The following is a 19,001-nucleotide window of genomic DNA, read 5'->3' on the forward strand; positions in this document are numbered from 1 at the left end:
TTTCCCCCTTTATATTTTGGCCTATACGACCGAGTCAATCGCTTCTTTCAAACGACGTGTTGCTTCTTTAATTGATATGCCTTGAATTTGTGTCGCAGCACCAGTGAGGTGACCGCCTCCACCCAGCAGTTCCATGATGGACTGAACATTGATGTCGCCCAGAGAACGTCCACTGATCAAGATCGTATCGTCGGATCGCTCTGCAACAACAAACGACGCCTGGATACCTGACAAGGTGAGTAGCTGCTCAGCAGCTTGCGCCACCTGTACCTGCGTGTAATCCTCAGACGGATCGCCTATGGCAATCGCCATGTTGTCACGGTACGTTTCCGTATTCATAATGATTTTTGCTCGCTTGACATACTGTCCCAGATCTTCCTTCAACAGACGCTGGACAGCCGCGGTATCAGCCCCGTTACGGCGAAGGAAAGACGCCGCTTCGAAGGTCCGCGAACCTGTGCGGAAGGCAAAGCTTTTGGTATCCACCACAATCCCTGCTAACAGTGCCGTTGCAATCAGATTGTCGATATTCAATCGCTCGCTCTGATATTGCAAGAGCTCCGTAACAAGCTCGGCCGTCGAAGAAGCATACGGTTCCAGATACAAGAGTACTGGCTCAATGAACTCCTCCGAACGTCGATGGTGGTCGATCACCACAATTCGGCTGGTTTCCGTCAACAGCTTCGGCTCAATCACCAGCGATGGTCGATGCGTATCGACGACTACCAGCAATGTGCGACCGGAGATGAGTCGGATTGCCTGTTCTGGCGTAATAAAGGTCTCAGCCAACTCTTCATTGGCATAAATCTCTTTCATCAGACGCTCTACAGAATGATTGCCTTCATCCATGACAATATAAGCCGTTTTGTTGTGCAACTGCACAGCTTTCAATACACCAAGTGATGCCCCGATCGAATCCATGTCAGGCTGTTTATGCCCCATGACAATGACGTGCTCCGCCTCATGAATGAGGTCACGCAAAGCATGTGCAATAACACGAGCCCGGACACGTGTCCGCTTTTCCACCGCATTCGATTTCCCACCGTAGAAAGTGAGTTTGTTGCCAATCTTGACAGCGCACTGGTCGCCACCGCGCCCTAATGCGATATCCAAGCTTGATTGCGCCATTTGTCCCAGCTCAATGTAAGTGGTAGCGGCCGCTCCAACCCCGATACTGAGCGTAATCGGAATCTTGTTGTCAGCCGTCATCTCCCGTACTACATCGAGAATGTCAAATCGCGATTCTTCCAATTTATCAAGTGCTTCCCGTTCCATCAGAGCCAAAAACTTGTCGGCTGTGATTCGGCGAAGATATATGCCATGTTTGTTGGCCCACTCTGTAATCACACCAGCCACGCTTGTAGAGAGCAGCGTACGGCTCTGATCATCCATGACTTGTCCAACCTCGTCCAAATTGTCGAGGTGAATGATGGCAAGTGCAGCCTTTTCTCGATGGTAACGAGTCGTCAATTCTTTGAAATCCGTAATGTCCTTGAAATACAAAAGGCGCTCATCGGACCGAACAATGACTTCGTATACCCGCTCGTTATAAGTAAACTCCAGCCGTTTTTGCTCCGGCTTCCAAACCAGTTGGGGGAATACCTCTTGAAGGCTTTTCCCGATCATGGTTTCATCCCCGGACATATGCGTCATATACGGGTTTACCCACTCAATTGCCTTTTCCTCGTTGTATAAAAGAATTCCGATCGGCAGTTCCTGGATAACGCCTTCTCCCGCCTTCTTCACGCGATGGGTGACCGTCGCCAAGTAAAGGCGCAAGTCTCGTTGGAACCCCTTTTCTGCTTGAAGAGCGTAAAGAACCAAGCCAATCAAGCACACCATGCCGATCGCCCCGTACATCCAATGGAACAAGGTCAAAATCCCCAACAACAGCAAGCTAAAGCTGAGTGCCAGGACCATGTGCATCCCGTACCAACGCTTTAACAGGAACTTGGGCATTTCCTCAGCCCCTCTTCACTCTTGTTTCCAGTTTTTCACGCAAACGAATTCCTAGGTCAAATATCCCTACTAGACTAAGTATAGTACTTAGGGGTGGAAAAATAAATAGACAGACAACGAGCACAGGAGTCAGCCTCTTCCAGCCGTATAAATAGGCTGCAAACAGACAAAAACTCAAGCCCTGCAAAACAAAAATCGCATCCAGCATGACTTTCAGGTTCATCAAGGCGATTTCCCAAAACGTTCCCTGCATGCTTTCGGCAAACAACAAAAGACTGATCATCGCAATGAAGTAGTAATAAAGCAATGATCGTGGGAAGCTCCATTCCCGAATTGGCTTCAATGCTGGAATCGGTCTGCGCAGACGTCGTCCAATCAGACTCGCCAATCCATGAATAATGGCGGTCGATAAAAAGCTGAACATGACAAGACTCGTAGGCAAGACGATTTTGCCCAGTTCAAGAAGCTGATCAAACTGCTCTTTTGGCACCATTGCTGGACGTAGCTTAGCAACTTCTTGCGTGATGGCATTAAAATCAACGTTCATCCCGAATGCCATAAATGCCATCATGGAAACGACACCTAAAAAGGCAACGCCTGCCCCTGCCACAATCGCCGGAAGAGCCGTTCCTTTTCTCGCATAAAAAATCCCCATGACTGAACCCCAAACCGCACTTGAAAAAGCAAGTGTAGCCGCAAACGGACCCGTAATGATCCAGCCCAGAAACGTAAAGGCAAGGGAAATCCATACCATGTTACGTACTGTTCGATTTACTGCCAAAAGGATAAAAGGCAGAGGTATCAGGAAACTGACGAGTCCTCCCAGTATGGTATATGTACCGAGAAACAGCAGCACCAGTGCGATACCCAGCATAAGGGCATTTTCAGCCAAGTGTTTCGTTTTGGACGGCATGTCAGCACCTCATTATTCATGTCTCATGTACACTTTCCATAGAAAACTATGGAAAAAAGAGGGCCACGCAATTGTGCCCCCCTTTTTATAGCTTTTGCAACTTATTCAGCAGTGTAAGGCAACAGTGCTACTTGACGGGATCGCTTGATTGCGATTGTCAGTGCACGTTGATACTTCGCAGAAGTACCAGTTACACGACGTGGCAAGATTTTGCCGCGCTCGCTGATGAACTTTTTCAGCAAATCAATATCTTTATAATCGATGTGCTTGATTTTGTTCACTTTAAAGAAGCATACTTTACGACGCTTATTAGGACGTCCTTTGCGTGCCATGAGAGTCCCTCCCTCTTAGGAATGTGAAAGTTATACGATACTAGAACGGCAAGTCATCATCTGAAATGTTGATCGGCTTGCCTGCACTCGCGAAAGGATCACCAAACGGATCGTAGTCATTATTTCGTTGACCGGATGGTTTGTTACCGCCACCCATGCCTGGTCCTGGATCGTATCCTGGATTGTCTCCGCCGGATTCATTGCCTCGACCGCCCAAAAATTGAACGTTCTCCGCAACGACTTCCGTCACGTATACCTTTTTACCTTCTTTATTATCATAGGAGCGTGTTTGCATACGTCCTTCGATGGCTGCTTGTCTACCTTTACGCAAATAGCTTGCGCACAGGTCGGCAAGTTTTTGCCAAGCGACAATGTTAATGAAGTCCGTTTCTCTCTCTCCCGCTTGATTGGTGCGGGGACGATTAACGGCCACAGTAAAAGTGGCAACGGCAACGCCATTTGGCGTGTAGCGAAGTTCAGGATCTTTCGTCAGGTTGCCGATGAGAATGACTTTATTCATCTTGGTTCCCCCTCTGATCGCGACAATGATTACTTCTCATCACGAACAAACATAAAGCGGATTACATCGTCATTGATTTTCATCAGACGCTCAGCTTCCGCAACAGCATCGGAGTTCGCTTTGAAGTTCATCAAAACGTAGTAACCTTCACGGAACTTGTTGATCTCGTACGCAAGACGACGTTTACCCATTTCTTGAAGCTTAGAGATTTCGCCACCATAGTTAGTTACAACATCGCTGTAACGAGCTACATTGGATTTTACTTTCTCTTCTTCAAGGTCTGGACGCAATACATACATTACTTCGTATTGGCGCATACCTTTTCACCTCCTTATGGACTTTAGCGGCCCTGTTCGGGCAAGGAGCGAGTGCTAAAACGAAACGCACAAAACATGCACTCCATAAATACTCGCATTATCGTATTATAACAAACCGCCTAGTTCGAATCAAGAATTTCGTACTAAACATTGAAACGGAAATGCATAACATCTCCATCTGCCACTACGTACTCTTTCCCTTCAAGACGGTACTTCCCACGTTCTCTCGCTACTGCCACGGAACCAGCATCTACCAGATGATCATAAGCAATCACTTCCGCACGAATGAAGCCGCGCTCGAAATCGGTATGAATCACACCTGCCGCTCCTGGAGCCTTTGTACCCTGACGGATGGTCCATGCGCGAACTTCTTGTACACCTGCAGTGAAATAAGTTACTAATCCCAACAGTTTGTAAGCAGCACGAATCAAGCGATCGAGACCGGACTCAGTAAGACCGAGCTCTTCCAAGAACATCTCTTTGTCTTCACCCTCGAGTTCAGCGATTTCCGCCTCTACTTTCGCGCTGATGACAACCACTTCTGCACCTTCACTCGCTGCATGTTGGCGTACTGTCTGCACATGCGGGTTGTTGTCTGCATCGTTAATGCCGTCTTCCGCTACGTTGCACACGTACAGCATTGGCTTGATTGTCAGCAGATGCAAATCGCGAATCCATTTGCGCTCTTCGTCATCGAGTTCAACACTGCGAGCAGATTGACCCTCTTCAAATGCTGCTTTCAATTTTTCCAGCACGTCCAGCTCTTGCTTGGATTCTTTGTCGCCGGATTTCACTTTGCGTGCAATACGATCAATACGACGATCAACAGAGTCCAGGTCAGCAAAAATCAGCTCCAGGTTGATTGTCTCGATATCGCTCAAAGGATCGACACGACCTGCTACGTGCGTGATGTTCTCATCTTCAAAGCAACGAACAACATGGGCAATCGCGTCCACTTCACGGATGTGACCCAGGAACTGGTTGCCAAGTCCTTCACCTCTGCTCGCGCCTTTTACCAAGCCCGCAATGTCTACGAATTCAAACGCAGTTGGAACTACCTTGTTCGGTACAACGATTTGTGTCAGCTTTTCCAGACGCTCGTCTGGCACCTCCACGATCCCTACGTTCGGGTCAATCGTACAGAACGGGTAGTTAGCTGATTCAGCGCCCGCTTGTGTAATGGCATTAAACAATGTCGATTTTCCTACGTTAGGAAGACCTACAATCCCGCATGATGCACCCATCTATATACACTCCCTTATCATCATCCTGATATCCTTTTAAGTATATAGATTTGGTTTTCAGATTACAATTGTCTCCTTGTGGAAGCTTTTTTTTTACTTGCCTCATCCTGTCTCTTAATCATAGCTCCATGTGGTGGGACAAAAAAAGAAATGATAGACTAGACAAACAGAATCTGTTTGCTACGGTAAAAGGAAAGGTAACGAGGTGACTAAAAAATGAAGCTCTTACTCCTTGGTGCCACTGGTCGCGTAGGAAGCCATATCCTCGACTATGCATTAAAAGATGGGCATGAAATAACTGCTCTCGTTCGGTCCGCAGACAAGCTTCTTCATCTGGCTGCTGAAAATCTTCGTGTTCTGACTGGAAACGTCCTTGATCAAAAGGATGTTGCATCAGCCATGCGTGGAGTTGACGCGGTCATTAGCGCGCTCGGGACAGACAAGGCAACGACGTTATCCGAAGGAACTCCCTATATTATTGAAGCAATGAGGCGAGAAGGCGTTTCACGCATTATTACGGTGGGCACCGCCGGCATCTTGCAAAGCAGAGTTTCTCCTGACCTGCTCCGCTATCAATCCAGTGAGTCCAGACAAAAATTAACCCGTGCTGCCGAGGAACATCACAAGGCATACTCGCTCTTGGAACAGTCCGAGCTCGATTGGACTATTGTTTGCCCGACCTATTTGCCTGATGGCGAGTATACAGGCGCTTACCGGGTCGAGGCTCACCAGTTGCCTGTAGATGGGATGCAGATTTCCGTACCAGATACGGCGGAGTTTACGTATCAGCAGCTCTCTCGTTCCGAATACATTTGGGCGCGAGTAGGCATTGCCTATTGATACATACAAAAAAACAGGCTCCTCTCCGTAATGGAAGGGAGCCTGTTTTGCTTCTATTGCTTTTTTACTTCTCGTTTACCAGCTTTTCCAGCTCATTCAATGTCTCTTCAAAGATTTCCATCGCTTGCTCGATTGGCTGGGACGTGGACATGTCCACACCTGCTGCTTTCAGCACCTCGATAGGCGGAGCAGAGTTACCCGCTTCGAGGAAGTTTTTACGAACTCGATCCACAGCTGGCTGACCTTCATCCATGATTTGCTTCGCTAATGCTTGTGCAGCGGCAAAGCTCGTCGAGTATTGATAGACGTAGTATTTATAGTTGTAGAAATGGCTCACACGTGCCCATTCCATACCGATTTCCTCATCGGAAACCATGTCTTTTCCGTAGTACTTCTTGTTGATGTCGAGGTAGATCTTCTTGATCGCTTCCGCATTCAGAGATTCTCCCGCTTGCTCCTTCTCGTGAATCGCTCTCTCAAACTCCGCGAACTGCGTCTGACGGAACAACGTGGAACGGAAGTTTTCCAGATAGTGATTCAAGAGATACATCTTCTCTTCTTTCGTCTTCGCCTTCGCGTACATGCTCTTGAACAGCAGAGTTTCATTCATGGTAGAAGCCACTTCTGCCGTGAAGGTTGGGTAGTTAGACGAAATATAAGGTTGATTTTTGTTCGTATAATACGACTGCATGGCGTGTCCCATCTCATGAGCGATGGTGTACACATCATCGAGCGTACCTTGGTGGTTCAACAGTACATATGGATGGGTATCATAAGCACCCCATTGGTAGGCACCCGTGCGCTTGTCATCGGTGGAATAGACATCTACCCATCCGCCATCCAGGCCGTCAGACATTGCCTTCACATAGTCATCACCCATTACTCCCAAACCATTAACGACGATTTTCTTTCCTTCGTCGAAGGAAATATATTTGTCATCAGATGGAACGATCGGCACGTAAATGTCGTACATGTGCAATTCCTTCACGCCAAGCATTTTCTTTTTCAAAGAAATGTAGCGATGCAGCAATGGCAGATTATCATTCACCGTGTCAATCAGCTCATCATACACCTTCGTTGGTACGTTGTTCGGTGTTAGGCTTGCTTCCAGCGCAGAATCGTAATTGCGTACCGCTGCGTAGAAATTATCGCCCTTTACTTTGGCAGCCAATGTTGATGCAAACGAGTCTTGGAAATCGATCAGAGCCCCATAATAGGCCTTGAACGCTTCTCTGCGCACATTTTGATCTTTGCTTTCCATATAGGAAATGAAATTGGCACGAGTTAACTGAACTTCCTTGCCTGTCTCATCTTTGATTTTAGGGAACCTCACGTCTTTGGACAGCATGCTGTAAATGTTGGTCGGTGCACCTCCCAAAGGAGACGATTTCGCCAAGAGCTGCTCCATATCCGCAGAGAGTGAGTACGGCTTCGTTCTTAGCATGTCCTCGATAAACAGTTTGTAAGGCTCAAGCTCCTTTTTAGACAGCAAGCTCTTTATTTTACCATCGGGAATCGCAACGATTTCAGGCTGTACCCATGAAGTTTTTTCTGTGACAAGCGTGTTCATTTTCTCAGCGCGGTCTCCCAGCTTTTGCAGATCAGGATTCGCGGAGTTTACATCGAGAGACATGTTTGCGTACACGTATGCTTTGTCATTTAAGCGCATCAACTCAACATAGTCATCGAATGCTGCCTGCATCGCACCAGACGATGTACCCAGCTTGCCTTTGTGTTTTGTGAAAGCGCTTGCCAAAGATTCAACCTTTGCAACATCCTTTTCCCATTCCTTAACAGTCGGATAAATATCATCCAGCTTCCACTTGTACGCATCTGGAATCTCAGCGCGAGTTTGATAAGAAGGCTTTTCAGCAGCAAGAGCTACCGCCTGCGTGCTGTAAGGAATAAATGGTACGGATACTGTCGACAATGCAATGGCCAAAGCCGTAACTGATGCAAATACTTGCTTCTTCAAATCTCAATCGCCCCTTTTCTTCTATCTATTTTTGCCAAAATTATAAGTGTGTAATTATATTTTCACCTGCCAAATTCCTTCTTACTAATAAAAATTTTTAAAATATTCAATAATAACCGTCGATTTATCCAGAGAAAATCCCCTTTTGTGGATAAGTCTGTGGATAAGTATTTACTAACAACTTTTTGTCTCCTACATCGTTTGCAGACACTCCTTTTCTTCGTGAAAAGTTGTCCACATTTTCTGTGGATATGCTGTGCATAACTTATTTTTTTGGAACCAGGGCATCCGCCTATACCCCGTTGTGGGTTTCTACATAGCATGAGTATTGAAACTACGGTAGGAGGTGTTAGCAAGTGGGTATCTTTAACGGTTTCGACGATTTCGCGCTGATCTTGGTTCTGTTCATCCTTCTCGTTATCGTAGGTTGTGACTGCGACTAACCTACTCCGCTGCCATCCAGCCTATCTGAAGGTAAGCTTGCATCCTCAGCAGCCTTACCTTCTCTAATTCCCACATAGATCATAGCCAAGGCAATGCAGCCTAGGGATAATGATCAGTCATAACCTACGTACCATCACCGGGAGATACATTTGATCGTACAAAAGGAAAAAGGATGCGCCTCTAAATTGGCTGCATCCTTTTTTTTACCCACATGCTTGAATTACTTCGATCCGGTCTGAAAAGTTATCCACTGGGCTTGATTTAAATTACCTGCTGTATCCTTAACCAAGCCCGCAATGAGACTTACCTGATATCTCGTATGTGGCTGCCATTTTCCTTTTGGCTTCACAGACAACATCCGCTTACTTTTGTTCCATGTAATTGTGTGCGGAACGACAGTCCCTTTTTCATCTGTTACACGAACTAATGGCCCGGCCGTTTTGCTGGACAGGGCTCCACCATCAACCAAAATAATCTCTTCTGCAAACTGGAGTGTCACTTTATCCTGGAGCTTTACATTTTTAGCTCCGTGACCGGGCAATATGACTGCTTGTGGAGCGATATTATCCACAGGTTTTTTCGTTTGAAACGTGCTAGCCAGCTCTGGATTCAAATTGCCTCGCTGATCCTTCACTTTTTTGGCCAGCAAGCTAACTCGATAGGACGCCCCTGCTTCCAGATTTCCTTCCGGATCAATTGTCATGCTTCGATCTGTTTTGTTCCATTTCGCCGTAAAACGAACCTTCTTTTTTTTCGCGTCCGTGAGTGAAATAATCGAGAGACCAGACTTGTCGGAGAGCTCTTGCCCATTTTTTAACGAAACCGGCCCCGAAAACGTCAGTGTAATGATTTGATTCGGGTCTATTTCCGCCGATTTGTCAGCCGGGGATATTCTCACTCCCCATTCGTTTGCCGACTTTGCCCACACTCCCTGTGATGGAAGTAGGAAAAGCGCAAGCACTACTACCCATTGCAACCACCGAACACTCATCTTTTTCATCGAACCCCTCCCGTCTAAAACGACAAAGCCGCTCCGTGAAGCATATAAGTGCGTCGCTTCATCGTTTACAGGCATTGTAGAAAAAGACAGAGGGGTTGATCAAAGAAATATGGTTTATGCTTGCGGTTCTTCCTCCGCTCGAATCAGTATCTTTTTCAGCTTGCGTTCAAATTCTAGTCGTCCAATCATCACACTATGATCGCAACCCGTACATTTGATTCGCACATCCATGCCCATGCGTATGACCTTCCACGCATTCGTGCCACATGGATGCGGCTTTTTCATCTGTACGACATCCCCCAGTCCAAATTGCTTGCGTTCCATATCTCTTTCTCCTCTCTACACTGTTCCCTTTCCAGACACCGCGACGATTTTTGGATACGGAATTTGAATGCCTCGGTTGGTTAATTCCGTTCTGATCTTCGCACGCAAATTTCGATTGACTCCGTGATGTGTGTTCGGCTTACACTCAGCCGTAACCCGGATGATGACTTCAGAAGGCCCCAGTGCATGTACTCCCAAAATCTGTGGCTCAGCTACGATATCCGTCAATTCTGTCTGAGCCGATGCCAATACTTCTTTGAGCACAGACTCAACTTGATTCAGATCTTCTTCATATGCTACAGATACGTCGACAACCGCTAACGTATTTTGCAATGAAAAGTTGGTCACTTGATTAATCGTGCCGTTTGGAAAGATGTGTACCTCCCCCGTCCAGCTTCGCACCTTTGTAATGCGCAGACCAATCTCCTGCACCGTGCCTGTCAAGTTGTTGATCGTTACAACGTCTCCTACAGCAAATTGATCCTCAAAAATAATGAAAAATCCCGTAATAATATCACGCACGAGACTTTGCGCCCCGAAGCCAACTGCCAGCCCCAGTACCCCTGCGCTTACCAAAACGGGACGCAAATCAATGCCCAACAGCTGCAAGATCATGAGAATCGCCAAAAAGTAAATGCCGTACTGAACGATATGGTTGACGAGCACCCGCATTGTGTCCACTCGGCGTTGATCCATTTGAATCTTGCTTCCGTGGCGATGCTGGAACACTTTATTTACGCCCGATTGCACAACAGAAACGACGATTCGCGATAACAGGATGATCGCGACTATTTTCAGTACAGCCATCCCTATATTTACCCACATATCTGCATCTGTCATATACGCATGTACCTGGGCATAAATCCTTTCAAAGAAACCAGCTTGCTTCATTCCTCCCGCTCCTTCTGCTCCCCGCTTTCGTCCACCTCGCTATACTGGCCGAAAAACTGACGGAAGTATCCTCGTATTACCACCTGCTGTTCCATCATGATCGCTTTCGCTCGTAAGTAATCCGACAGTGGGAACTCAATGGAAAGGGCACAGCCTGCCGTTATTTCTTTTGGCGTTGGTCTTGTATCGATCTCAATATCTTCGTACTCCAGCAGCATTTCTGCCCGCAAGGCTTGCTGCGTGGAATCAAATGCGATCAGCACTGTCTCTCCTCCCATTTCACTCCCCCTCATCTCTTTCACACAAACTGCTATAGGCTCCTCTTATTTTACCTGTTCGCTTTCATGCATGCCAGCCTCGCTGAGTTTTCAAAACCTACGTAACTTTCCCATTAGCAGGTATAAAAATGTCATATCGGTACGATACTGTGAATACTTTTATATAACCTTTTACAGGTTGGTTTAAGCCAAGTCGGCAAGAGTGGGGGTTTTCATGAGCACATCCGATAATCGCAAGGATTATTCTTTGCCACCTTTTAAAGTGGAATACCGCAGTGAAAACGCAGACGAGCATCTTGCCGATCACCTTGCCCAGCGCTTTCGCTTAAATCGGTTCGATGACGACCTTGTCATTGTATGTATTGGGACAGACCGTTCAACTGGTGATGCTCTAGGCCCATTAGTAGGAACCAAGCTCATCGCGCAGTCACCTCGTTTTTTGCAAGTGTACGGAACGCTTGAGGATCCTGTACACGCCATGAATCTTAAGGAAAAGTTAGAGCTCATCCAGGCGAATCATCCGACAGCTACACTTATTGCCGTCGATGCCTGTTTAGGTCAATTTAGCCACGTCGGAAACATCAATGTGATGAATGGTCCACTAAAACCAGGGGCTGGTGTTAAAAAAGAGCTGCCTCCTGTTGGTTCCTTCCACATTACCGGGATTGTCAACGTAGGAGGATTCATGGAGTATTTTGTCCTTCAAAATACCCGCCTCTCCATCGTCATGAACATGGCAGATACCATAGCTTCCGGACTGGCAAAAGCCGTAACACTGGCTTCTACGCCTAGTCGATTCGATAGTGTCTTATATGATTGACCGTTTCTTTCTGCAAAAGGTTCCATCCCTCTTTAGAAAACTTGCTTTTTGATCTGTTCTCTCCCTCAACGGATGACAGGTCTATTTTTTTTTACGTGTAGGAAAATTTAAGTACTTCACCTTGTAAAGGCGACCATGAATTTTCTGGAACGCATAACAAGGTGCCTCAGCGTCAGCATCCGGCATTCCCGTCGGTATAACCTTCTACTAAAACGCGGTCGCTCCTCAATGAGATGACCTCGATACAGGTTATTTTACACACAAATCGTCAGGCACTTTTCGATCACTTGGGCACTGATCGGTGTTGGCGATACGCTTTCCCCATCTGCATGGACAGGTAGCTGTCCCGCTGTATGTATCGTTACATGCTTTCCCCTATAAAAGCGGACACCCGGATGATGACGGTGAGCTCCTGTGAATATTTTCGGAAAAGCAGCTAACAATCCGAGCCGACTCATACCACTTACTACGCAAATATCCGCAATTCCATCGTCCGCTATAGCATCGGGACAAATAAGCATTCCGCCTCCGTAATTCGGAATATTGGCAGCGACAACTAGCCAGACAGCCTCTAAACCAACCTCATGACCATCAACGTTCAGTACGATGTCACGTGGCTGATACGTACATACGACGCGAATCACCGATATAATGTAGGCGATTGCTCCTAACTTGCACCAATTCAGCCAAGCTTTGTACACAGCTTGATCCGTTACCTTTGCTACCTGTGCATCGAATCCTGCCCCGATTGAATTCGCAGCTACTTCCCCATTCAATAAAATCAAATCGATTCGCTTTTCCCCTTTTTCCGACAGAATTCGCTCTAATGCCTGTAACGGTTTCATCGGAATTCCATGTCCGCGAGCGAAATCATTCCCGGAACCAGCCGGCACCAATCCAAATCGACAATCTTGTTTCGAATCGTATATCCCATTTATCACGCCTCGGACAGTTCCATCCCCTCCGACAGCAATGATTGTTTTTACTCCCTCTTTTTGAATCAGCTCTTTTGATAATTTTTTGTCGTCCCCCTCTCCTGATGTCAACCTGACATGAAAAGGCGCTCCCAGACGTCGTAGCGTCGGCTCAATTTGCCTCCATACTTTCAACCCTGTGCCATTACCTGATACAGGATTGACGATAACACCCAACATAATCATTCTCTCCCCAACATGCTGCCGTACTCTACTGTCACGTCCCAATTATCCATCCTTGCTCGCAAATCAAGTTTTTGTATCATATTATCGCATGCTATTTTTATCGATGATAGTTGATTTTTCATAAAAAAGACTCCTCCCGAAGGAAGAGCCTCTGTGCCAACTATGAAAACAGCTTTGAAACCCAATCGATAAAGGGAACACCGACTGCTGCGATCACTAATGCTGGCATCATGTTGGCTACCCTGATCTGTTTGATCTCTAAAACGTTTAACCCAATGGCAATAATCATCAAGCCACCTACCGCCGTTACTTCTACCAGGATCGCATTCAGCATCGTTTCGCTCACCACACTGTAAATGCTTGTAGATAATAACGCAATCATGCCTTGATATAAAAACACGGGTACTGCCGAAAAGATGACACCGATTCCTAACGTTGATGCGAAAATGATCGCAGAGAATCCGTCTAGCATTGCTTTCATAAATAGTACTTCGTGGTTGTTACGCAAACCACTGTCCAATGAACCGAGTACAGCCATGGCTCCAATACAGTACACCAGCGTCCCCGTGATAAAACCAGTGGCGATACTGCCTTGACTCCCCCCAACTTTCCTCTCCAGCCAATGCCCCAGATTGTTTAAGCCTTTTTCAATCCCAATCCATTCACCTATTACTGTTCCTAGCACAATACTGATAATCACGAGTAAAAAGTTATCCGATCCCAGGCACATTTTAATACCCAATATGAATACGGCCAGAGCAATTCCTTGCATGACGGTTTGTCGCATCGACTCCGGAATTCGCTTCAACATTCTGCCTAACAATGCTCCTAAGATGATTGCTCCGGCGTTGACCAATGTTCCCAGCAAGATCACTTGCGCTGTCCCCCTACAGATGCCTTACCCTTACACAAACGCTGCTGCTATTTCCCGAACAGCGTTATGAAGCGCTTCTACATCTTTCTCTGAGTTGAAAATTCCAAAGCTAGCTCGAACAGCTCCACGTTGTTCTGTACCGGCAGTCTGGTGACCCAATGGCGTGCAATGAAAACCCGATCTGGTCGCAATCCCGTATTGTTGATCCAGGATAAACGATACCTCCGCTGCATCCACCTCTCCGATATTAAAAGCAACCACGCCCACACGTTCGATCTCAATCCCCGGTCCGTAGACATGTATACCCTCGATTTGCTGCAATCCAAGGATCGTTTGTTTCACCAATTCCCATTCGTGCTGACGAATGTTGTCCACACCTTTTTCCATGACAAAATCAACGCCTGCTTGCAGCCCTGCCAAACCAACCGTATTGAGTGTCCCGCTTTCGTATCGGTCTGGACGAGTTGTCGGTTGATCAATGGCTTCAGACTGACTGCCTGTCCCCCCATGAATCAAGGGCTCGAGATCAATATCACTACTTACGTACAAACCACCTGTACCTTGTGGACCGTAAAGCCCTTTGTGCCCAGGAAAAGCAAGCATATGAATATTCATTGCCTCTACATCGATAGGCAAAACACCAGCAGACTGAGAAGCATCCACCAAAAACGTAATTCCGTGCTCTTTTGCCAGTTTCCCCAGTTCGGCAACAGGCAGGATGACACCTGTCAGATTGGAAGCATGGCTCACAACGATTAACCGCGTTGAGGGCGTAATTGCCTTGGCAAAATCCTCTACATAGAATTGATGGTCTTCTCTTGGCTCTACAAAAGTAGCTTCTACTTGGTTGTTTTTGCGCATGAACTCGATGGGACGTCTTACCGAATTATGCTCTACAGACGAAGAAATAACATGATCGCCTGCTTGTAAGAACCCTTTTATCGCCTGATTAAGCGCTTGAGTGGCATTGAGATAAAAAAAGAGGTTATTCGGGTTTTGAATCCCAAACAACCGCGACACTTGCACCCGTGTCCGAAACACAGCTTTACTCGCTTTCATCGCCAGTGCATGTCCACCTCGGCCAGGATTTGCAGCAAAATCCTCGATGACCTCCGCCATCATTTCTTTGACTGCTGGTGGCTTCGGCCATGTAGAAGCTGCGTTATCCAAATAGATGATCGCCATGACTACCTCCTGGACTTACTTCTCTATATTCAACATTTCGATGATTCGCTCCAAGTCTTCCTGTGAATAGAAGTCAATTTCGATCTTGCCGCGCTTTGACCCTTTTTTAATCTTGACCGATGTCCCAAAACGGCTGCGTAGCCGTTCCTCCATCTCGATCAAAACTGGCTCGTTTTTCGCTGACTTTTTCTTTTTTGTTTCACGTGAAACATTGAGCTGCTTCACGATCTCTTCCAGCTGACGAACACTCAATCCTTTTTCCACCACGTCATTTGCAAGCTGTTGTTGTACTTTCTTATCCGTTACCCCAAGCAAAGCACGTGAATGCCCCATGGATAGTTCGGCTGCCGATACCATTTTTCGGATCTTCTCTGGCAGTTGCAGCAAACGAAGCATGTTGGCTACATGCGGTCGACTCTTCCCTATCTTTTGTGCAAGCTGTTCTTGCGTATAATCATGGTGGGAAATCAGCTTGTCATACGCCTCTGCCTCTTCGAGTGGATTCAGATTTTCCCGTTGTAAGTTCTCGATCAGGGCAATCTCCATTAATTGCTGATCTGTGTACGCTTTTACTACTACCGGAACCTCTTTTAACCCTGCTAGCTTTGCAGCGCGCAATCTTCTTTCACCAGCTACCAGCTCGTAACCTTTGATGCTTTTCCGAACAATTAGTGGTTGGATGATTCCATGCTCTTTGATCGACTGTGCCAGTTCCTCAATAGCTGATTGCTCGAATTCTTTCCGGGGCTGATAAGGGTTAGGACGAATCTCATTGATGGAAACCTCTTTTACCTGTTCCCCTTCTTCGATGAGATTGGAAGTAATAAGCGCATTCAGCCCTTTTCCCAATCCTCTACTCATACCCCTACCACTTCCTTCGCCAAATCAGTATAGACTTCCGCTCCTCGTGAGCGTGGATCGTACGTAATGATGGCTTGTCCGTGTGATGGTGCTTCACTCAAGCGTACATTTCGAGGAATAATTGTCTTGTATACTTTATCCTGAAAATATTTTTTCACTTCTTCAATCACTTGCAGACCGAGATTCGTACGTGCATCGAGCATCGTCAGCACGACGCCTTCGATGGCAAGCTGCGAATTCAAGTGTTTTTGGACCAAACGAATGGTGTTCAATAGTTGGCTTAATCCTTCTAGCGCATAGTATTCACACTGGATTGGAATCAAGACCGAATCAGATGCTGTCAAAGAATTTACGGTCAAAATCCCTAAGGATGGCGGGCAATCGATGATGACGTAATCGTACTTGTCCTTGACAACTTCCAGCGCCTTTTTCAGACGAACCTCACGAGAAATCGTAGGAACCAGCTCGATTTCCGCACCTGCCAGTTGAATGGTGGCAGGAATGATCATTAATCCTTCAATTTCAGTTGGCAAAGTCGCATCGACAGGGTTGATATCATTGATCAGGACATCATAAATGCAGTACTTAACATCTGCCTTATTTACCCCGATCCCACTGGTTGCATTTCCTTGGGGATCAATATCAACCAGCAGCACCTTTTTCCCCAATGCGGCCAAACAAGCGCTTAGATTGACGGACGTAGTCGTTTTCCCGACGCCGCCTTTCTGGTTCGCAACCGCAATGATTTTTCCCAACTTCTCCACCTCTTTTTTGTCGTGTAGGAAAGTTTGTGGCTCGACCAGTACACTCTCCAGTACGTCTTTCAAAGTCATCTTCTGTATCCTCATCTAGTTAGTCATTCGAGTCTATTTACGATTTGCTCGTATTCTTGTAAAACGATGATCTTTTATACAAATTCCTTCGTCCGTTGCCATTCAGTAACCTTTACATCGCCTGTACATGATAAGACGAAAAAAGCCCCTGCAAAGTCATCCTCATTGATTATCGAGTAAACCTGCAAGTATGCACAGGTTGGTACTCTCCATGTTATCAGATTTGCTGCTTGGTCGTACGCTGTTTTTTTTAGATAGTGAGACAAAAAAGCCTGATTTTTGCCCCGAAAATGCAGATTTACCTAGCCTTTTTGCAGGAAATTCATATTTCTGGAAATCAAATAGTACTAAAAGCCTCATTTTCCTATAAATAATCAGCATTTGCCCAAAAAGAAAGGCGACCTTGTCGCCATGTTTGTTACGATCATTTATTTCCTGTTTCCTTGTTTTTTGGAATGCGAATCGTGAATTGATAGAATTCATCATGATCTTCTTCTGCTGTTTCTACAGGTAGGCCTGTCTGGATCACCATATCGATCGATTGACGAACAGTATTAATCGCAATCCGCGTATCTCTTGAGAATGCTTTCCAGCGTGGCTTCGCATCTTTTTCCGATTTAGGGTTCTCGGCCAGTTCTAGAAGCTGCTTCACGCGCACTTCTGTCTGTTTCACATTCCATTCCCGCTCCAAAATCTCCAACAGGACTTTATTTTGTAATTCTGGATCTTTTAACGGAATCAGAGCCCTTGCATGACGCTCTGTTACTTGTCTGGACAACAAGGCATCTTGAATTCCTTGTGGTAAATGGAGCAAGCGCAGTTTGTTTGCGATCGTCGATTGTCCTTTACCCAAACGTTGAGCAAGACTCTCTTGCGTCAAATTGTGCAAATCAATCAGCTTTTGATATGCGACTGCCTCTTCAATAGCTGTCAAACCTTCTCGTTGCAAATTCTCAATCAATGCGATAGAGGCTGTTTGCGAGTCATTAAACTCTTTGACAATCGCAGGAATCCTCTCCATGCCCAATTTTCTAGTTGCGCGCAAACGTCGTTCCCCAGCAATCAATTCATAACGACCGTCGCGAACTCGCACGACAATCGGTTGAATGAGCCCATGAGTTCGTATCGTTTGACACAACTCATCAATTTTCTCGTCATCAAATACAGTACGAGGTTGATATGGATTCGGCACAATCTCCTCGACTGGTATTTGTTTGATTTCTTCGTTATCTGTCTTGTCCGTCAAGCCAAAAATCCGAGAAAATGAATCTTTAACTGCCATAGAAAAATCCCCCACTTCTACCCGTTCCATCCGTGCTATTTTAAAGTCTTTGAAGAGGTGTTCAAAAAGTCATTTTTGATCACGAAGTAATCCTGAAAGATTGCGCAAAAATGATACAAGCGTTCACTCTCGAAAGTCAGGTGCTCATGTAGCTCCCCTACATCCCGCGCCTCCTTCTTCAGCTTCTCGCCGCTTTCTTCGTGCTGAAAAGACAACTTTTTGAATACGTCCTAGAAACTGAAAAAGGTCCTGTCCAATCAACGACAGAATCTTCCTAGAAACATTTTGTTATCCCCTGCCAATCCATTGTCCGGATATGACAGATTGAATATGTTCTTTGATTGTTGCTGCTAAGGAAAAATGGCATATTGGCGTCGTAAGTGAGTTCAGTCCTACTCTTTTAACATAGGTCCTCCTCTTACATCGTTAAGGACAGCATGCATCTTCTTTTAAAAAAGCTTCACAAGCCCTATAGTACATACTGCTTAACAGACTCTTCTTGCCCATCCGATCGGTTTGTAAAATTGCCTTTGACCTAATCTTCTTTCCCTATACGCTTTCTTCAGGTTCATTTATATATATGTAATTCTGCAAGATTCGCCCAATTCCTGCTAACGAAAAACGTTTCACGTGAAACATCAATCGTGATCTTCCACATAAAAATCGTGATCGTCACGGTGCTTTGGCCTCTCATCACTTCCAATGCTCTCATCAGTAGGATGTGAAATCTTGGTGACAGAAAACATTCGAGGAAAAAGACTATGAAAGTCTAACGTCAGGTACGAAAAAATCGCAGCAACGATCACAGCGACAGCCATCCCTGCACTGAACCAAACCAATGATTGAAACAACCCACATCCCAGCTGCCGTCGTAAGGCCTTTTACCGTACCATTGAATTTAATAATAGCTCCAGCCCCAAAATCCCATTCCCGCTACGACTTGTGCAGT

The 19,001-nt window shown here is 46.1% G+C and carries 20 protein-coding genes; 3 read left to right on the forward strand and 17 right to left on the reverse strand.

All coding sequences use genetic code 11. From position 1 onward, the window contains the following. Positions 1–21: 21 nt before the first annotated feature. From HP570_RS27420 to ychF, 6 genes are all read right to left on the reverse strand, one after another. Positions 22–1,959 (reverse strand): DHH family phosphoesterase, encoded by a 1,938-nt coding sequence (locus HP570_RS27420; RefSeq protein ID WP_015894080.1) that lies wholly within the window; start codon positions 1,957–1,959, stop codon positions 22–24. Between the two features lie 4 nt (positions 1,960–1,963). Beyond that, positions 1,964–2,872 carry a DUF2232 domain-containing protein gene (locus HP570_RS27425; protein WP_015894081.1) on the reverse strand — a complete coding sequence of 303 codons (909 nt, stop codon included), beginning with the start codon at positions 2,870–2,872 and terminating at the stop codon, positions 1,964–1,966. A 101-nt stretch (positions 2,873–2,973) separates the two neighbouring features. Further along, entirely contained in the window at positions 2,974–3,204 is a 231-nt protein-coding gene (gene rpsR / locus HP570_RS27430) for a 30S ribosomal protein S18 (protein WP_007720187.1), read from the reverse strand. 40 nt (positions 3,205–3,244) lie between these two features. After that, positions 3,245–3,724, reverse strand: coding sequence for a single-stranded DNA-binding protein (locus HP570_RS27435; protein ID WP_015894082.1), 480 nt, complete (start codon positions 3,722–3,724; stop codon positions 3,245–3,247). Between the two features lie 29 nt (positions 3,725–3,753). Then, entirely contained in the window at positions 3,754–4,041 is a 288-nt protein-coding gene (rpsF, locus tag HP570_RS27440) for a 30S ribosomal protein S6 (protein WP_007720183.1), read from the reverse strand. Between the two features lie 143 nt (positions 4,042–4,184). Beyond that, complete coding sequence (gene ychF, locus HP570_RS27445) at positions 4,185–5,285, reverse strand: redox-regulated ATPase YchF (protein WP_015894083.1); 1,101 nt, start codon at positions 5,283–5,285, stop codon at positions 4,185–4,187. A 216-nt stretch (positions 5,286–5,501) separates the two neighbouring features. Here ychF and HP570_RS27450 point away from each other — a divergent pair, with 216 nt between their 5' ends. Further along, positions 5,502–6,125 carry an NAD(P)-dependent oxidoreductase gene (locus tag HP570_RS27450; protein WP_173627768.1) on the forward strand — a complete coding sequence of 208 codons (624 nt, stop codon included), beginning with the start codon at positions 5,502–5,504 and terminating at the stop codon, positions 6,123–6,125. A gap of 64 nt (positions 6,126–6,189) precedes the next feature. On the opposite strand, the gene pepF is transcribed toward HP570_RS27450, so the two are convergent. Beyond that, positions 6,190–8,100 (reverse strand): oligoendopeptidase F, encoded by a 1,911-nt coding sequence (gene pepF / locus HP570_RS27455; RefSeq protein ID WP_173627769.1) that lies wholly within the window; start codon positions 8,098–8,100, stop codon positions 6,190–6,192. A gap of 356 nt (positions 8,101–8,456) precedes the next feature. Here pepF and HP570_RS29975 point away from each other — a divergent pair, with 356 nt between their 5' ends. Then, on the forward strand, positions 8,457–8,543 hold the full coding sequence (locus tag HP570_RS29975; protein ID WP_017246824.1) for a YjcZ family sporulation protein: 87 nt from the start codon (positions 8,457–8,459) through the stop codon (positions 8,541–8,543). A gap of 221 nt (positions 8,544–8,764) precedes the next feature. On the opposite strand, the gene HP570_RS27465 is transcribed toward HP570_RS29975, so the two are convergent. The 4 genes from HP570_RS27465 to HP570_RS27480 all read right to left on the reverse strand — a co-directional run bounded on the left by HP570_RS27465 (position 8,765) and on the right by HP570_RS27480 (position 11,037). Continuing rightward, positions 8,765–9,544 (reverse strand): Ig-like domain-containing domain, encoded by a 780-nt coding sequence (locus HP570_RS27465; protein WP_173627770.1) that lies wholly within the window; start codon positions 9,542–9,544, stop codon positions 8,765–8,767. A 114-nt stretch (positions 9,545–9,658) separates the two neighbouring features. Further along, complete coding sequence (locus HP570_RS27470; RefSeq protein WP_007720174.1) at positions 9,659–9,868, reverse strand: DUF951 domain-containing protein; 210 nt, start codon at positions 9,866–9,868, stop codon at positions 9,659–9,661. A gap of 15 nt (positions 9,869–9,883) precedes the next feature. Further along, entirely contained in the window at positions 9,884–10,759 is an 876-nt protein-coding gene (locus HP570_RS27475) for a mechanosensitive ion channel family protein (protein ID WP_015894087.1), read from the reverse strand. After that, the gene (locus tag HP570_RS27480) at positions 10,756–11,037 is read right to left on the reverse strand and encodes a putative Se/S carrier protein (protein ID WP_026133914.1); all 282 of its coding nucleotides are present in this window, start codon (positions 11,035–11,037) and stop codon (positions 10,756–10,758) included. Before HP570_RS27480 ends, HP570_RS27475 begins: the two co-directional genes overlap by 4 nt. 214 nt (positions 11,038–11,251) lie before the next feature. On the opposite strand from HP570_RS27480, the gene yyaC reads away from it, so the two are divergent. Continuing rightward, on the forward strand, positions 11,252–11,857 hold the full coding sequence (gene yyaC, locus HP570_RS27485) for a spore protease YyaC (RefSeq protein WP_173627771.1): 606 nt from the start codon (positions 11,252–11,254) through the stop codon (positions 11,855–11,857). A gap of 254 nt (positions 11,858–12,111) precedes the next feature. Here the strand turns inward: yyaC and HP570_RS27490 are convergent, their stop codons facing one another. The 6 genes from HP570_RS27490 to noc form a co-directional block, all read right to left on the reverse strand. After that, entirely contained in the window at positions 12,112–13,011 is a 900-nt protein-coding gene (locus HP570_RS27490) for a diacylglycerol/lipid kinase family protein (RefSeq protein WP_173627772.1), read from the reverse strand. 166 nt (positions 13,012–13,177) lie between these two features. Beyond that, positions 13,178–13,891, reverse strand: a complete 714-nt coding sequence (locus tag HP570_RS27495; RefSeq protein WP_015894091.1) for a DUF554 domain-containing protein — start codon at positions 13,889–13,891, stop codon at positions 13,178–13,180. A gap of 30 nt (positions 13,892–13,921) precedes the next feature. After that, the gene (locus tag HP570_RS27500) at positions 13,922–15,076 is read right to left on the reverse strand and encodes an aminotransferase class V-fold PLP-dependent enzyme (RefSeq protein WP_173627773.1); all 1,155 of its coding nucleotides are present in this window, start codon (positions 15,074–15,076) and stop codon (positions 13,922–13,924) included. A gap of 15 nt (positions 15,077–15,091) precedes the next feature. Next, a complete protein-coding gene (locus tag HP570_RS27505) occupies positions 15,092–15,937 on the reverse strand; it encodes a ParB/RepB/Spo0J family partition protein (protein WP_015894093.1) in 846 nt (281 codons plus the stop codon). Further along, a complete protein-coding gene (locus HP570_RS27510) occupies positions 15,934–16,692 on the reverse strand; it encodes a ParA family protein (protein ID WP_015894094.1) in 759 nt (252 codons plus the stop codon). The genes HP570_RS27505 and HP570_RS27510 overlap by 4 nt, the downstream gene beginning before the upstream one ends. A gap of 502 nt (positions 16,693–17,194) precedes the next feature. Beyond that, a complete protein-coding gene (gene noc, locus HP570_RS27515) occupies positions 17,195–18,052 on the reverse strand; it encodes a nucleoid occlusion protein (RefSeq protein ID WP_015894095.1) in 858 nt (285 codons plus the stop codon). Positions 18,053–19,001 lie beyond the last annotated feature (949 nt).

It is taken from the genome of Brevibacillus sp. RS1.1, assembly GCF_013284365.1.
Lineage (GTDB): Bacteria > Bacillota > Bacilli > Brevibacillales > Brevibacillaceae > Brevibacillus > Brevibacillus brevis_D.

Coding starts and splice junctions, on each gene's coding strand:
- HP570_RS27420 (WP_015894080.1), bottom strand. CDS start 1,959: ATGCCCAAGTTCCTGTTAAAGCGTTGGTACGGGATGCACATGGTCCTG.
- HP570_RS27425 (WP_015894081.1), bottom strand. CDS start 2,872: ATGCCGTCCAAAACGAAACACTTGGCTGAAAATGCCCTTATGCTGGGT.
- rpsR (WP_007720187.1), bottom strand. CDS start 3,204: ATGGCACGCAAAGGACGTCCTAATAAGCGTCGTAAAGTATGCTTCTTT.
- HP570_RS27435 (WP_015894082.1), bottom strand. CDS start 3,724: ATGAATAAAGTCATTCTCATCGGCAACCTGACGAAAGATCCTGAACTT.
- rpsF (WP_007720183.1), bottom strand. CDS start 4,041: ATGCGCCAATACGAAGTAATGTATGTATTGCGTCCAGACCTTGAAGAA.
- ychF (WP_015894083.1), bottom strand. CDS start 5,285: ATGGGTGCATCATGCGGGATTGTAGGTCTTCCTAACGTAGGAAAATCG.
- HP570_RS27450 (WP_173627768.1), top strand. CDS start 5,502: ATGAAGCTCTTACTCCTTGGTGCCACTGGTCGCGTAGGAAGCCATATC.
- HP570_RS27465 (WP_173627770.1), bottom strand. CDS start 9,544: ATGAAAAAGATGAGTGTTCGGTGGTTGCAATGGGTAGTAGTGCTTGCG.
- HP570_RS27470 (WP_007720174.1), bottom strand. CDS start 9,868: ATGGAACGCAAGCAATTTGGACTGGGGGATGTCGTACAGATGAAAAAG.
- HP570_RS27475 (WP_015894087.1), bottom strand. CDS start 10,759: ATGAAGCAAGCTGGTTTCTTTGAAAGGATTTATGCCCAGGTACATGCG.
- HP570_RS27480 (WP_026133914.1), bottom strand. CDS start 11,037: ATGGGAGGAGAGACAGTGCTGATCGCATTTGATTCCACGCAGCAAGCC.
- yyaC (WP_173627771.1), top strand. CDS start 11,252: ATGAGCACATCCGATAATCGCAAGGATTATTCTTTGCCACCTTTTAAA.
- HP570_RS27490 (WP_173627772.1), bottom strand. CDS start 13,011: ATGTTGGGTGTTATCGTCAATCCTGTATCAGGTAATGGCACAGGGTTG.
- HP570_RS27500 (WP_173627773.1), bottom strand. CDS start 15,076: ATGGCGATCATCTATTTGGATAACGCAGCTTCTACATGGCCGAAGCCA.
- HP570_RS27505 (WP_015894093.1), bottom strand. CDS start 15,937: ATGAGTAGAGGATTGGGAAAAGGGCTGAATGCGCTTATTACTTCCAAT.
- noc (WP_015894095.1), bottom strand. CDS start 18,052: ATGGCAGTTAAAGATTCATTTTCTCGGATTTTTGGCTTGACGGACAAG.